At 58.7% G+C, this 14053-nt stretch carries 11 protein-coding genes; 8 read left to right on the top strand and 3 right to left on the bottom strand.

Annotated elements, in window-relative coordinates; genetic code table 11:
• Positions 1–223: 223 nt before the first annotated feature.
• Complete coding sequence (locus ACQZ5H_RS31050) at positions 224–346, bottom strand: hypothetical protein (RefSeq protein WP_413708711.1); 123 nt, start codon at positions 344–346, stop codon at positions 224–226.
• 628 nt (positions 347–974) lie between these two features.
• Positions 975–1172, bottom strand: coding sequence for a hypothetical protein (locus tag ACQZ5H_RS31045; RefSeq protein ID WP_130279666.1), 198 nt, complete (start codon positions 1170–1172; stop codon positions 975–977).
• Positions 1173–2365: 1193 nt separating this feature from the next.
• Between ACQZ5H_RS31045 and ACQZ5H_RS31040 the strand changes: the two genes are divergently transcribed.
• Both ACQZ5H_RS31040 and ligD read left to right on the top strand, forming a co-directional pair.
• Positions 2366–3031, top strand: coding sequence for an IS110 family transposase (locus ACQZ5H_RS31040; RefSeq protein ID WP_449100013.1), 666 nt, complete (start codon positions 2366–2368; stop codon positions 3029–3031).
• 777 nt (positions 3032–3808) lie between these two features.
• Positions 3809–4846 (top strand): non-homologous end-joining DNA ligase, encoded by a 1038-nt coding sequence (gene ligD, locus ACQZ5H_RS31035; protein ID WP_203431303.1) that lies wholly within the window; start codon positions 3809–3811, stop codon positions 4844–4846.
• Between the two features lie 456 nt (positions 4847–5302).
• Here the strand turns inward: ligD and ACQZ5H_RS31030 are convergent, their stop codons facing one another.
• The gene (locus tag ACQZ5H_RS31030) at positions 5303–7003 is read right to left on the bottom strand and encodes an adenylate/guanylate cyclase domain-containing protein (protein WP_203431302.1); all 1701 of its coding nucleotides are present in this window, start codon (positions 7001–7003) and stop codon (positions 5303–5305) included.
• Between the two features lie 158 nt (positions 7004–7161).
• Between ACQZ5H_RS31030 and ACQZ5H_RS31025 the strand changes: the two genes are divergently transcribed.
• The 6 genes from ACQZ5H_RS31025 (at position 7162) to ACQZ5H_RS31000 (ending at position 14046) form a co-directional block, all read left to right on the top strand.
• Entirely contained in the window at positions 7162–7659 is a 498-nt protein-coding gene (locus ACQZ5H_RS31025; protein WP_449100012.1) for a GFA family protein, read from the top strand.
• A gap of 194 nt (positions 7660–7853) precedes the next feature.
• Positions 7854–8870, top strand: coding sequence for a hypothetical protein (locus ACQZ5H_RS31020; protein WP_449100011.1), 1017 nt, complete (start codon positions 7854–7856; stop codon positions 8868–8870).
• A gap of 1126 nt (positions 8871–9996) precedes the next feature.
• Complete coding sequence (locus tag ACQZ5H_RS31015) at positions 9997–10824, top strand: transporter substrate-binding domain-containing protein (RefSeq protein WP_203431299.1); 828 nt, start codon at positions 9997–9999, stop codon at positions 10822–10824.
• Between the two features lie 69 nt (positions 10825–10893).
• Positions 10894–12174 (top strand): NAD(P)/FAD-dependent oxidoreductase, encoded by a 1281-nt coding sequence (locus ACQZ5H_RS31010; RefSeq protein ID WP_112720126.1) that lies wholly within the window; start codon positions 10894–10896, stop codon positions 12172–12174.
• 26 nt (positions 12175–12200) lie between these two features.
• Positions 12201–13172, top strand: a complete 972-nt coding sequence (locus tag ACQZ5H_RS31005) for an amino acid ABC transporter permease (RefSeq protein ID WP_112720125.1) — start codon at positions 12201–12203, stop codon at positions 13170–13172.
• The gene (locus ACQZ5H_RS31000) at positions 13162–14046 is read left to right on the top strand and encodes a DMT family transporter (RefSeq protein WP_203431298.1); all 885 of its coding nucleotides are present in this window, start codon (positions 13162–13164) and stop codon (positions 14044–14046) included. Before ACQZ5H_RS31005 ends, ACQZ5H_RS31000 begins: the two co-directional genes overlap by 11 nt.
• Positions 14047–14053: the final 7 nt, after the last annotated feature.

The raw sequence follows: 14053 nt of genomic DNA, 5'->3' as shown, positions 1-14053 counted from the left end.
ATGCGTAAACCCTGTAATCGTCATATGTCGAAGCCTCGTTCGGCAACAACATCAACAATCACGCGCTGATCCGGAAGGTGGGGTCAAAACACCGCTTACCTTACAAAAGCCGTACCGCTGTAAGCAGTTGGTTCCCGGCGGGGTGACTTGGAGCCGCCCCACCACCTGGATAGACCCATCCAGCTTAGGGCCCGCTGCCGTGACAGGACGCGGGCCTTTTGCGTTAGCTGTAGAGCAGCTGAACCGTCAGCGCGAGCACGGCGAACAGTCCGGAACTCACAACGCTAGTTTCGATCATGAAGATGACAATCTGCCTCGACGACAGGCCAGGGAAAAGTGATTTCATCACAGCAGCTCCAATCCGAAAATTTATTCAATTCGTTGTCTTACCACAGGCTGGTTTGGAATATTTTTTTAATTAGCAAATTGAGATCAATTTAATTCACTCGCCATTGTTCCCTATGTGTGAGCTAGTACTAATCGCCCGGTGCGGCCCGTTCCTGGAGGCCGACCTTCTGAGCTTTTTGGAGCCTGCTTTGTACCCCATAGCGGGCTCCTTCTGTGTTCAACAAAAAAGGGAACCATCCTGGGCGGCCAAGGTTCGACCTCTATGCAACCTCTTGTATCATCCCGAATGATGTCTCTCCTGCGCGGTCTCGATACCCGAGGCTTTACGCACATTCCTCACGGCGTCGGCAGGAAATCAGTGAACATCGCCATGTTCAACGGATGGATTCAAGTCGAGGATCGAAGCTTCAAACCTCGCTGCAAACTCACCCCTGCCGGTGATGCTTACCGGCGAGAACATGACCGCCATCGGTCTCGAAACACGAGCTGATCCTAATCGATGATGGGGCGGCGGGGTGCCGAGATGTTCCCGTAAGGTGGGGAGCTGTTCTGAGATCGTCTGCAACCGTACGCTTTTGGCGATGATGGGGAGGTGGGGTTTTTACGCGAAAATTGGCGGCGTTTGCTCACAAATCTTCGGCGAGCAAGTCGCGTAATCGTTGGTGAATAGATCTCCACCGTTCATACCGATCGATTTCCCGATCGGCCTCTAGGATATCACTCACACTGACAAAGCCTTCCCGTTCATCTTTCAGCGTTGCCAAGCGCTTGGTGATCGCCATGATACATTGGTCGACGACCGTGAGATCCAATGCCGCCCCCATTGCGGCCCCTCCAATCCTTATCGAGGAGCAATATATCACACAGGATGGAGAAAGGCAGGCGGCAGAATCAGTGACTACCACTCGACCGTTGCAACTGATTTCCAGAACTTGCCATCCATCCTCTGCCGGCTTGGAGTCATGTCCAATCAGGCCGAGCTTTTCGAGCGCGACGAGATTTGTGGAAACGTTGGGAACGCGTTACCGTTTTCTCGTATCTGCGAGCATATCGAGCAACTCAAGCTGATCCCGTGTCAAATGGATCATCGAGGCCCTTAGCCGGTGGGTCTATCAGTCGAATTCATTCGCTAATCCCTCGGAATTGTGACCACGTGATGTTGCCCGGCGGTAGTTTGGTTCCTGGGGACCGTTCCCGACTGCATCTGAGCTTTATGAGGCCCGCAAAGCAAAGCGTCTTTGCGGGCTTCATCTGCATTGGGAGGGCAGAATGAACAGAATAGACCGCATGCTGAGAGACCAGATCGCCGCAGATTTGAGATCTGGGAAGACACCGCGCGAATCGCTCCAGCGAATAGGACTGCTTCTAAGCTGGCTTGCCGCCGGACCACTTACCAGCGAAGAGGAGGCGCAAGTAAATGATCTGCTTGACCGACGTGAAAAGCGGTGATGTGGGGCCCGGCTTATATATGGCTCGCTCTATCTAGCCGGCGAACAACTGCGGTTGGAGGTCGGTATAGGAACGTGGATGGGCGGGATATTAGTGGACAGTAGATGAGTCGGGTGGACGGCCGATCTCAAATTTCGCTAGAAGTTCGATAGCCTCTAGGACCACCGTAGACGCCGCATCGCAAGTGTCATTAGCGATCTCTGCGCCATCCCGACGTAGCCTCTCGCTGAGCGCGCGCAAGACCTGCGAATCAGGGTCACCGTCGTGATTTGCAATGGAAGCAGAGAAGCTAAGTCGCTCTGATAGAGCGCTGAGTATTGCTTCTCGCTCTTCGACACTCATGTCTGCAACAGTTTTTGCGTTTGGCATTTTATGCTCCCGACAGCGGAGCTTTCCGAAAATGACCGAGAAAACGGCAAACAATCACTGTCCGAAGAGCTAAGTCTTCAGATAGCGTTCGGCACTTCACATTCAATCCCGCCGACCGCCCTGCTTAGGGGTAGCTGATGGCATAGAGCGGATCGTTTACGAACCAACCGGTGCCTACCATAAGGCATTCGAGCGTTTCATGATGGTGCAAGGAGTTGCTCTCTCCAAGGTCAATCCCCGGCTTGCCAGACGTTTTGCAGAGGCCACAGGCAGACTTGCCAAGACAGACAGGATCGATGCCGCACTGTTGGCTCGTTACGGCACGCTTCTTGAACCGCGTCTCCTGCAGGCAAGTGCGCAAATCCACAATGACCTGAAAGAGTTGCATATGGCGCGCCTTGCCCTGATCAAGGACAGGACTGCTGCAAAGAACAGGGCAAAGAATCTTTCCAACCCGCTCTTGAAGCGACACAACGGCGACAGGCTCCGGCAGGTCGAGCGGCAAATCAAGGCCGTGGACGACGCCATCATGGCCCTGATTGCCGAAGACGCGAACCTGAAGGCCAGGTTCGATATCCTCGTTTCAATCCCCGGCCTGTCGCAGGTCACGGCCTTCACACTCCTTATCGAAATGCCGGAACTCGGCGAGCTGGATGAGAAGGCCGCAGCAGCCCTTGCCGGTCTTGCCCCCATGAGCCGCCAATCCGGACGATGGACCGGACGAACGCTTTCATCGCTGGCGGAAGGGCCATTGTCCGCCAGGCACTCTACATGCCGGCCCTCGTTGCCTGCCGCTTCAACCCGGATCTCAGCGTCAAATACGACCAACTCAAAACCGCAGGGAAAGCGCCAAAGGTCGCCATAACCGCGATCATGCGTAAGCTCATCGTATTGGCTAACGCACTGCTGCGAAAAAAACAGAAATGGGTCCCGAAGATGGCTTGATCAACACGGATACTCTTGTATGAGCCACTCGTAGAAGAACCAGAACCTGCGCGCCGACGCACCAGTCGGCCCCGCCTCGACGATAGACGCGATGTCGTATTGAGATACCTTCTGGAACAGCCTCTTGAGAATAAGGAGATCAATCTGCTCGTGCCTTAGAGCAAATCCAAGCTGGGCCGCCAGAGTTTGGCGCTTGCTGACGATTTGCGGGGATCCGACTCGACTTAGACCAGTCACGTCCCATGTGACTCTTTTGTATCACCGAAGGGTACTGCGTATGACCAAACCGGATCTGAAAGCCCCAGTCCGTCCGCTTCATGTCCAGATAGACGCAGGGAGGTATCGGCAGGCGTGTCGCGTCCGCGACCTCACCGCGCTCTTTCTTTGTGGCGGGTGGCCGCAAGCCGGAAGGATCGATCCGGTATTCCACGGTGCCCCCGCGACCTCACTTGATACGCTGGAGCTGTATGCAGAAACGGCCCGGGGCGCCTGCGAGCGTGGCGCGCCTGCGGCTGGAATGCAGGTGCTTGCCAGCGACATGGCTAAGATGCGCAAGGCCGCTGACCCAAAACGAAGGCCCCGACTGAGCGGGGCAGTTGGAGAGTGGTCCATCCGGGAACGGACGACACTGTTTGAGTGTAGCATTGGCCGCCGCACTGGGCAAATCATGCGTAACCGCCTTCTGGTGTAGGTCCGAATGAGCAAGCGACCGCAGCCTCTCCTAGCCGACGACAAGCCGCTGAAGAGCTCGGCTCACAAGCGACGTGACCCAACGCAGCCGAGCCTGCTTCTGGACCCGATGCCGTTGCGCGTCGAACCGGCTCTGGCGCTGCTGAAGCCCAGTCCGCCTGGCGATCCGCGCTTGATCGCGGAGGTCAAGTTCGACGGCTATCGAGGCGCAATCCACATTGAACCCGGCGGCGTCCGCTTCCTCACAAGGGGAGGCCATGACTGGACTGAGCGCTTCCCGGCCGTTGCCGACGCCGCGCGCCAGCTGGGCGTTGCGAGTGCTATCCTCGACGGCGAAGCCGTTGTCCTGGACGAACAGGGACGATCTGACTTCGGCGCATTGCAGCGTTCGCTGGGCGGCAGGGGTGGCAAGCTGCCCTCGGGCAATTCCGTCTTCTACGCCTTCGACCTGCTCTACCTCGACGGGCATGACCTCCAGAAGATGGAACTGTCGAGCAGGCAGCATCTGTTGGAGGAGCTGCTCGACGGCCGGGAAGGGGCGATCCGGTTTTCCGAGCAGATTGAGGGCGACGCCGTCTCGATCTTTAACGCGGCATGCGAACACGGGCTGGAAGGCGTGATTTTCAAAGACCCGGATAGTCCGTATCGCTCCGGACGGACGGGCGACTGGATCAAGGTGAAGTGCATCCAGTCCGAGAGCTTCTTCATCGTTGGCTACGAGAAGTCGGCCGTCGCCCGTGGCGGCGTCGGAAGCCTTCTGCTGGCCGCGCACAAGGGCAACGGCCTTCAGTACGTCGGTTCGGTCGGTACGGGATTCAAATCCAAGGACGCCGCGGAACTGCGCGAGATGCTCGACAAACTGGCCATGAAGAAGCCGCCCCTCTTTTACGATGGACCACGAAAGAATGTCGCCTGGGCGCGGCCAACCCTGATAGCCGAGATCGAATACCGTTCTTGGACCAACGACGGCAAGCTTCGGCATGCCTCTTACAAAGGCCTGCGCGACGTGCAGGACAACGCAGCCGTTCTCGTGATCGAGGCGTGATCGCAAGGGGTATATGCGCGTGCGATCGACCAATTCGCTGGCAGGCGCGTGCCGTCACATTCGACACGGGTCCGACGTTATGTGGGCGAGCTGGAGGCACGACTGGTGACAGGCCGTGCTCCCGAGAGAGGCTCACCGGCGACCATGTTGCGCTGTGGATCGAAGTCAGCGAGAACCCTGTCAAACGAAGAGGAAGCCATCACGGAGGACTGGACGGTCCGTCTGCCCGACCAGCTGGAGGCATTGAAGACACGTTCGTCTTTGCCGGAGCTGGACCAGGAAGATGGACCGGTTCGGCGGCAGGTGGCTCTCGAGCCATCGGAGAATCGTGTCCGAACCCGGATGTGCGCCCGTTGGCAGTCAGCGGCTGCAGCTATTGGCGAAGCGCTTAAGCTTGGTTTCCCCCGGCATTCTTCTCCCGAGCCCGCAGTTGGGCGCCCAAGGTCAAGACAGCGGCTACTCCGGCAGCCCCGCGAGAAGAAGGCCCTGCCGCAGGTCCTCGCGGTCTTCTTCTCGCTCCAAGAGAATGGTCGAGCGCATGAAGCCGGATACGGAAAAATCCTTGTTCGCGGCACGAACCTTTGCCGCCTCGACAGCAGCTTCAGCACTTCGGCCAAGCTTGCCCAAGGACGCCGCGGCGCGGAATGACCATCCTCCCTGGTGAGGCATCTTCCGGGTCTCCGACAGGCAGCGCTCATATCGACCGAGCGTGTAGTACGCACCGGCGATCTGGGCATGGTACCAAGGAGGATGAAATGGGTTCAGACGAACCGCCTGCTCCATAAAAGCTAGCGCCTTCTCCGCGCTTCCCCTCTGCACCAGCAGGTAGCCCAGCGACATGAGGCAGTCGGAGTCGTTCGGGTTCAACTGAACGGCGCGCATGGAGTGGTATTCGGCGAGATCGTATTGGCGGTCGTACAGGAGGACGTGACCAAGGATGCGCTGGCAGGTGGCGTCCTGCGGGCTAATTTCCAGAGCCTTGCGCGCTAGCTCGATCGCGACGCTTCGCGTCTCAGGGCTGGCGCCTCCGTAGCCTTCGAGGGCCAGCAATGCGAGTGCGAGAAATGAGTGCGGATGGGCATAGTGTGGATCGAGCGAGATAGCAGTGCGAAATAGCACCACCGCGTCCGCATTGGACGAAGCATCGTATGCGCGAAAACGGGCAAGTCCCTGTAGATGAACGTCATATGCCAGGAGGCTGGTTGGCGGCTTACGCAGCGACATCTCGGTTCGGGAGCTCTCGATCCTGCCAGCCAGCGTACCAACGAGCGTGCTGACAATTTCGTCCTGGAGCTCGAAGAGGTCGACTATCGCGCGATCATAGCGCTCGGCCCAGATCGTGGAGTCGGACGCTGCCTCCACAAGTCGGACCGAAATTCTGATCCTGTCCGACGACTTCCGAAGGCTTCCTTCGACCAGGAAGTAGACCCCGAGCTTTCGAGCGATCGCAGAGCTGCTTTCCTTGCTGTCGCGGAAGGTGAATGAAGAAGACCGACTACTGACAAATAGCGACGTGAATCGAGCCAGGCCGACAATAACGTCTTCTGTAATTCCGTCGCACATCGTCTCGTCCTCTGTGCTGCAGAGGAAGGGAAGAACAGCCACGGATGGTCGCGACGCCTGTGATGGATCATTCGCTCGCTTGGGAATGCCGCCGTGGAACCATGTACGAACCGGCTTTGGTATGTTCTTGAGCTGAATTTCGCCCCCATCTGTCCAGTCAAGGTCGAACTTGCCGGCGACGTCGTCGTGGACCCTGTCAGATATCGCGACTCCGCTTGGAGCAGCGATGCCCTCCAGTCTCACGGCGATATTGATGCTGTCCCCAAAGACGTCGCCATTTTCTTCGACGAGTTCGCCCTGGTGAACGCCGGCTCTAAACTTGATCTGCTCCGCGAGCGACCGTCCGACGTTTCTATCGCGGACCCATTCCTGAAACTGATGGGCGCAAAGCACGGCCTCCACCGTGCTCGGCACTTCTGCCAGCACGCTGTCGCCTGCGGTATTGATGATGCGACCGGATATGGCATCCAGGCCGCTCCTCAGCTTCTCGCGGCACTCCCGCAGGGAGGTCAGCGTTGCCGTCTCGGCCTCGCTAATCTTTCTGCTGTAGCCGACCACGTCCACTGCCAACACTGCTGCTAAACGACGTTCCACGGTTGCCTCCGCGGCGCTATGTTACCAACAGTGCGAGGGGCGGCAAAGAGGACCCGGTCAATTGAAGCTGCCGTGCAGGCCCCAGGCCTGCGAGCGATCCAAGACTAAAGGCCGATAGGCCGCTCATAAGTCGTGTCAACCGGATTGAGGACGTTTGAATGACGCGGCCGCGGAGGTTACTGTGTTCCCACCGTCAGCCTCCTAGTGAGGCGGCGTTTTTAACAGAAGCGCGTCGTGAGATCGCCATGGAGCAAAACGACATAAGTGGGCGCTGCCTCTGCGGAACAGTGAGGTTCAAGTCGAGCGGACAGGTTCTGGCGCGTCGATCATGCTGGTGCCGGGATTGCCAGTATCTCGCGTGCGGGAATGCGTCCGTCAACATCATCGTCGAAGCGGTTGGTATTGCGGTCGAAGGTGATCTTGCCACCTACGAGAGCAGAAGCGACAGTGGAAACGTGATCCGGCGTAGTTTCTGTCCAAACTGCGGGACGCCCATGTTTTGCGAAGCCGTTGGAGAGCCAGATTATCGGGTCATCCGCGTCGGGGCGCTCGATGATCGGGATAATTTGGGCTCAAACATCGTGATATGGACAGCGTCTGCGCCTTCGTGGGCTTTATTTGGCCATGATGCCGAAATCTTTGTCGGGCAGCCTTAGAGTTTGCAGCTTTTCCGTCATCGAGGACTGGGTGAGCGCCTGGGCTGTCGTCGATGTTTCGGCTGACCGCGGCTCTCGCCTATGCTCTGTCTGGTATCGTACCAAGGGTCAACATTCCTCCAAATGACATGGCGATTTAAAACCATTCTTAAGTTCGGTCGTGATTAGGTACCCTTAATATCTGGGGGGTCTCCATGTCTTTCTTCGCTCGAATGCTACTCTTCGTCTTTCTTCTGGCACCGTTTGGCGCCCATGCGTCCGGGGATGACTGGCAGGTTGCCAAGGCCACGAGCCAGGTTCGGTATACCATTGACCAGAAACAGTGGACCGACCTGCGTGCTGGTGATGTGGTGCCGAATAAAGCTTGGATCTCCACAGGCCCCCGCGGGCGTGCTCAGCTCGTGCGTGGGGTCGAGAGTATCGGGTTCCAGCCGAACTCAATGGCTGCGATCACGACCAAGCCGGGCGGCTTCCTGTCACCTCGTAAAACCGAGATCTTCCAGCAGGTCGGCGCGCTCGATCTTGAGATTGAAAAGCGGAGCCAGCCGCATACAACAGTTCAGACGCCATACCTGGCTGCCGTCGTGAAGGGTACGATCTTCCATGTCACGGTTGGCAAGAGCAAGGCATCGGTCGCCGTCGACCGCGGGCTTGTACAGGTCACGTCTTTCGCAAGCGGCCAACAAGCCAATGTTGGACCCCGACAGAGCGCGACTGTGGACAGGAAAGCCGGTATGGACGTCGCGGGAGCGGTATCGAAGCCATCCATAACGTCCGTCGCGCCATCCGTTGCGGTTGTCCCAGCTATCGGGGCCACGAAGCTGTCCGGCCAACCGGATGCCGCGCCTGACGACAAGGGCAAATCGAAAAAGGGCGCTGACGACACCAGTGCAAACACTGCCGATGACAGCAAGGGCAAGGGCAATTCTGGCAAGGGTGGCAACTCCAACGGGAATGGAGATGGCGGCGGAAACGGCAACGGCGGTGGAAAAGGAAACGGCGGTGGAAACGGGAATGGTGGTGGCAAGGGCAATGGCGGTGGAAACGGCAATGGCGGTGGAAACGGCAACGGCGGCGGAAATGGGAATGGCGGCGGAAATGGCAATGGTGGTGGCAAGGGCAATGGCGGTGGAAATGGCAACGGTGGTGGCAATGGTAACGGCGGCAATGGCGGTGGTAACGGGAACGGGGGAAAGGGTGGCGGTAAGTAACGCCCAGGCAGGCTACGCTGCTATTGCCGCATGAAGACCGCGAACTCTAACACGGCTCCGATAGACGTTGCTTTCTGGCTCCACTGTCGCGCGGCGAATTTGGCTTCCGGAGACGGTCGATGCCTTGTGACGGCACAATGTGGCGCTGGCGTCGCGACAGTATCCGAGGACCTGGCCGAGAAGCAGCGCCTGAGGACGGCGAGGTTCAGGTTGCTGAGAATGTCGATAAGAACGAGACTGTAATCGGGTTCGTTTTATCGTCGCCCCGATGAAATGACGGCATCGCAGTTGTTCGCCGGTCAAGCGCATACGAAGGCCGCGTTTCTTGGGTGGTAGCCGTATTTCGGGTGGTGATCGCTGCCTCGTTATCAAGCCTGCGCAGTTAGCCGGCGGGTTCTCAAAAAATGCGGCGCAGTTCTATGGCTCAAAAAAACCCCACGTGAGGGTCAAGCGTACGCGCCAACCTGCAGCAGAACCGGCTCAGACCTTCTCGAATGGGCCCACCTCATATCGACGATTTGCCGGGCATCGTCATAAACGGCTGGCCCCCTGAAAGGCGCCAAGCACACCGACCGCGTCACCGTACACGGACACACTCTCGGAGGACAACATCCCCGAGCGCCGACTGGCTCAGGTTACGCCTTTTTGCTGCAAGAAGTGTATGCCCGAAATATGGAAGACACTCAAGGTCATGCAAAAAATCCGCGTCAGACGCCGGCACATGTGGACCTTCTCTCGAGGGTGTTTTGCGCTTTTGAGCTACAAGCTCCTACCTCGCTACAATCTTACGGTTGCTCGAATTGTCGAGGAACCCGTTAATCGTCGCCGGCGAGCAACATCCGATCGAATGCATTACGATGCGGCCTGGGCCAGGCGGACTACGGCCGCATATCGACATTAGCCGTCGAGGTAATCTGCAGAAGGCGGCGGTTGTCCGATGACCGGACATATGGCCTCGGTGACCAACATCGGGGTGTGCATTCTCATTCGTAAGCGACATGGGGTAGTGCTCAAGATTCATCAACTCGGGGAAGGGGAGGTCTTGACACCCCATAACCGATGCCATCTAGTGGTGTTGTCAGACATCTTACATAAACGGAACGAGGGCTGACGTCTTGGAGGAAATATGAAAAAATCGTTGAAGAGAATGGCGATCGGCGCGGCCGCGCTCGCCATTGCTTCCGTTGCTCATGCCGGTGCGACGCTCGACCGCGTTATGTCGAAGAAGGCAATGGTCGTTGCCACTAACAGCGGCTGGCCCCCGCAAAGCTATCTTGATGATAACAATCAGATGGTTGGCTTCGACATCGACGTGTCGCACGAAATTGCCAAGCGCCTTGGCGTCGAGGTCAGTTTTGACACGCCCGATTGGGCGACGCTTACCGGTGGACATTGGCAGGGGAGGTATGACGTCGGCGTTGGCTCCGTTACCCCGACCAAGGCGCGCGCCCAGGTCATCGACTTTGCCGGCATCTACTACTACAGCCCCTATGTCTACGTTGTCCACAAGGACAGTCCGGTCAAGACCGTGTCTGACCTCAATGGCAAGGTGATCGGTGTCGAAACCGCCACCACTTCCGAAGACTTCATGCGTCACCAGTTGCAGATCGATGCCCCCGGCTTGCCGCCGATCGAGTACAAGGTCACTGCTGGCGAGATCCGCACGTTCGCCGATTCCATGCTGCCCTTCGATGACCTGCGCCTTGGACCTGGCGTACGTATCGACGCCGTGGTAGCGCCGGAGCAGACGGCGAAGAACGCCATCAAGAACGGCTACCCACTGCGCGTCATTGAAGGCGAGTACGCGTTCCGCGAGCCGCTCGTCGTGATTGCCGAAAAGGGCGACGCCGAATGGACCGCCAAAATAGGCGAAATCATCAAGGCGATGAAGGCCGACGGCACGCTCGGCACCTTGACCAAGAAGTGGTACGGCGCCGACTACAGTGCTGACTAAGCGAGACTGGGCCCGGGCGATCTTGCTGCCCGGGCCCCTCCATTTGCCGTTCGTCCTGAAAGAGCCACCATGTCCTACCCTGACACCTACTACCGCCGCACCATGACAGACACCACCGTTCGCCCTGCGCTGAGCGGCCCGACAGAGTGCGACACGGTGATCGTAGGCGCGGGCCTTGCCGGCCTCACCACGGCGCTGCAGCTTGCGCGCGCTGGCGTTTCTGTCCTGGTGCTCGAAGCTGAATCCGTGGGCTTCGGTGCTTCCGGTCGCAACGGTGGTTTCGTCAGCGCTGGGTTTGCCACAGACAATTCAGCGATTGCGCGCGTCGTCGGCGACGAGGCCGCCAAGAATATCCATCGTCTATCTGTCGAAGGCGTCGAGTTCGTTCGTGACACCATCTGCGATCTCGACATCATCGATGCCAACCCGCAGCGCGGCATCATCAGCGCACTGCGCTACGACGGCGGCGAAAGCCTCAAGCTGTATGCCGAGGAAATGAACCGCGACTACGGCAGCGAACTGGAATTCATGGATCGCGATCAGGTTCGCACCATGCTGAAGTCTGAGCGTTACTTCCAGGCATTGCGCAGCGAGAAATCCTTCCACATGCATCCGCTCAATTATCTGAGGGCCGTGGCGGCGGAAATCGAGCGGCTGGGCGGGCGCATTTATGAGAACTCGGCCGCAATTGACTGTCAGCTTGCCAGCGCCGAAAAGATTGTAACGACGGCCGGCGGGCGGGTCAGGGCGCGTCGGACCGTTCTGACCACCGGCGGCTATACGGGTCGCCTCGTGGGCAGGCTCAAGCGCTCATTCCTGCCGATTGCAACCTACGTGATGATCTCCGAGGAAAACCCGGAACTGATCTCCACGGCAATCGCCACGTCCTGCGCAGTGGGCGACAATCGCCGCGCTGGAGACTACTACCGGCTCGTGGACGGAGGCAAGCGTCTGCTGTGGGGCGGTCGCATCACAACGCGCGCCGCATCGCCTGGCGCCCTCGCGCGTCAATTGCGCCACGAGATGGTCGGCACCTATCCGCAGCTGAGCGGACTGAAGACAGAGCTCGCCTGGTCGGGCCTGATGTCCTATGCCCGCCACCTGATGCCCCAGATCGGCGAGATGATGCCAGGGGTCTGGCATTGTACCGCGTTTGGGGGCCATGGCCTCAACACCACGGCAATCGGCGGCAAGGTGGTCGCCGAGGGCATTCTCGGGCAATCCGACCGGTACCGCCTCTTCCAGCCCTTCGGACTCGTCTGGGCCGGCGGCGTTGCGGGGCTGGCGGCGGCACAGCTTACCTATTGGAAATTGCAGGCGCAGGACTGGTGGCGAGAGAGAGCCGCCTGAAGAAAACGCCGCGGGAGAAAATCCGAATGTTTGGAAGATTGATACTGAACTATCCGGATGCCACGAGACGCACGGGCATCCTTCTCATGCTGGCGCTGCTGTCAGCACTTTTCTATGCGCTCGGCGTCAGCTCGGCCTGGATCGGCAAGCTCCTTCCGGTCGCCATCGGCTGGGTCTCTGACAGCCCTCAGACAAGCCGCGTCGTTTCGGCAGTCCTGCTCTCGCTCATTATCGCCGTCAACGTCAGGCTTCTGCGGCTTCTTTCTCGGCGCCACCAGATCGTCGGTGTCTGGGTAGAGCTTTTCGCTCTGCTGATGATGTTCTTTTACTCCTTCGATCTGTCCTTTGCTTTCATCGCCAAGAAGATTGGCTTCCTGATCACCCAGGGCGTCACGACAACACTCTACATCTCGGCGATCTCGATCGTTATCGCTACGGTCATTGCGCTTGCCGGTGCGATCGCAAAACTCTCGAAGAACGGCGTTGTCTATGGTCTTGCGACCTTCTACACCTCACTCTTTCGCGGCCTGCCGCTCCTGATGCAGATCTATATCATCTATCTCGGCCTGCCGCAGGTCGGATATGTCATCGGCGCCGTTCCAGCCGGCATTCTGGCGCTCTCGCTTTGCTACGGCGCCTATATGACGGAGATCTTCCGCGCCGGCATCGAGAGCATTCCGCGCGGCCAGTCGGAAGGTGCTACCGCCCTTGGCCTAAGTCCCAACCAGACGATGTTTCTCGTTATCCTGCCGCAGGCGATGCGCGTCATCATTCCGCCGACGGGCAACCAGTTCATCGCCATGCTGAAGGACTCGTCGCTGGTTTCCGTCGTCGGTGTGTGGGAAATCATGTATCTCGCCCGCACCCAAGGCCAAACGGAATTCCGCCACATCGAAATGCTGATCACCGCCTCGATGATCTACTGGCTCCTGTCGATTAGCCTTGAGTTCCTCCAGGCCAGGATCGAAGAACGTTTTGGCCGCTTCAATGTCCGATAGCATCCGGTCGGCGTCGGCAGTTGGGACCGGCGCCAACGCCAACCTGCGGGCCGCAGCCATTGTCATCACCGCCTTTGCAGCCTTTTCCGGCACCGACGCGCTCGTCAAACTCCTGAGCGCCGAGTTCCGGGTTCCGCAAGTCACCTTCCTCATCACCCTGGCGGCGCTCCTCCTCGTCAGCGGCCGCGCAGTATTCACCCGCCGGCTGGGCGAACTCGTACCCCGGCAGCCGGGACTGGCGCTGATACGCGCGCTGTTGCTTGCCGGTGATACGCTGCTGATCCACTACGCGTTTGCAGCGCTGCCTCTAGCTGAAGCTTATGTCCTTGCTTTCCTCTCTCCGGTTCTTGTTGCCATTCTGGCCGTCGTCTTTCTTGGCGAACGGCTGTCGCTGATCGGATGGCTTGGTGTGGGGCTCGGCTTTGCAGGCGTCGCGGTGGCGCTGCGACCGGGTGCCGTTGCGCTCAATTTTGGCCACATGGCGGCAATCGGCTCCGCTCTTCTCTTTGCGCTCTCGCTCGCGTTGTTGCGGAAGACGAGATCCGAGGAATCCGACGATGCGCTCGTTGCAACAATGCTGGTGATGCTGACCGTCACGGCCTTCATTGTTGCGATGGCGACCGGCGGGTTCGATGCCATCGGACCGGGCGCGCTGCTGGTCGCTGTTCTCGCTGGAACCCTGCTTTACGTCGGCCATGCTCTTTTGGTGCGGGCCTTCCGTATCGGCGACGCGTCGGTCGTTGCAGCCTTCCAATACAGCCAGATTGTCTGGGGCTGCCTCTACGGAGCAGTGCTGTTTGGTGCTCCGATTGAAACTTACACCATCGTCGGAGGTGTCATCATCATCTTCTCCGGCTGGCTTGTGCTCAAATAGTCTAGGG

It is taken from the genome of Rhizobium sp. 21-4511-3d, from assembly GCF_053522545.1.
This window is presented reverse-complemented; position numbering and strand designations above follow the sequence as displayed.

Bases quoted from the DNA above. Each gene is read 5' to 3' on its own strand.
- ACQZ5H_RS31050 (WP_413708711.1), bottom strand. From the start codon at position 346: ATGAAATCACTTTTCCCTGGCCTGTCGTCGAGGCAGATTGTCATCTTC.
- ACQZ5H_RS31045 (WP_130279666.1), bottom strand. From the start codon at position 1,172: ATGGGGGCGGCATTGGATCTCACGGTCGTCGACCAATGTATCATGGCG.
- ACQZ5H_RS31040 (WP_449100013.1), top strand. From the start codon at position 2,366: ATGATGGTGCAAGGAGTTGCTCTCTCCAAGGTCAATCCCCGGCTTGCC.
- ligD (WP_203431303.1), top strand. From the start codon at position 3,809: ATGAGCAAGCGACCGCAGCCTCTCCTAGCCGACGACAAGCCGCTGAAG.
- ACQZ5H_RS31025 (WP_449100012.1), top strand. From the start codon at position 7,162: ATGACGCGGCCGCGGAGGTTACTGTGTTCCCACCGTCAGCCTCCTAGT.
- ACQZ5H_RS31020 (WP_449100011.1), top strand. From the start codon at position 7,854: ATGTCTTTCTTCGCTCGAATGCTACTCTTCGTCTTTCTTCTGGCACCG.
- ACQZ5H_RS31015 (WP_203431299.1), top strand. From the start codon at position 9,997: ATGAAAAAATCGTTGAAGAGAATGGCGATCGGCGCGGCCGCGCTCGCC.
- ACQZ5H_RS31010 (WP_112720126.1), top strand. From the start codon at position 10,894: ATGTCCTACCCTGACACCTACTACCGCCGCACCATGACAGACACCACC.
- ACQZ5H_RS31005 (WP_112720125.1), top strand. From the start codon at position 12,201: ATGTTTGGAAGATTGATACTGAACTATCCGGATGCCACGAGACGCACG.
- ACQZ5H_RS31000 (WP_203431298.1), top strand. From the start codon at position 13,162: ATGTCCGATAGCATCCGGTCGGCGTCGGCAGTTGGGACCGGCGCCAAC.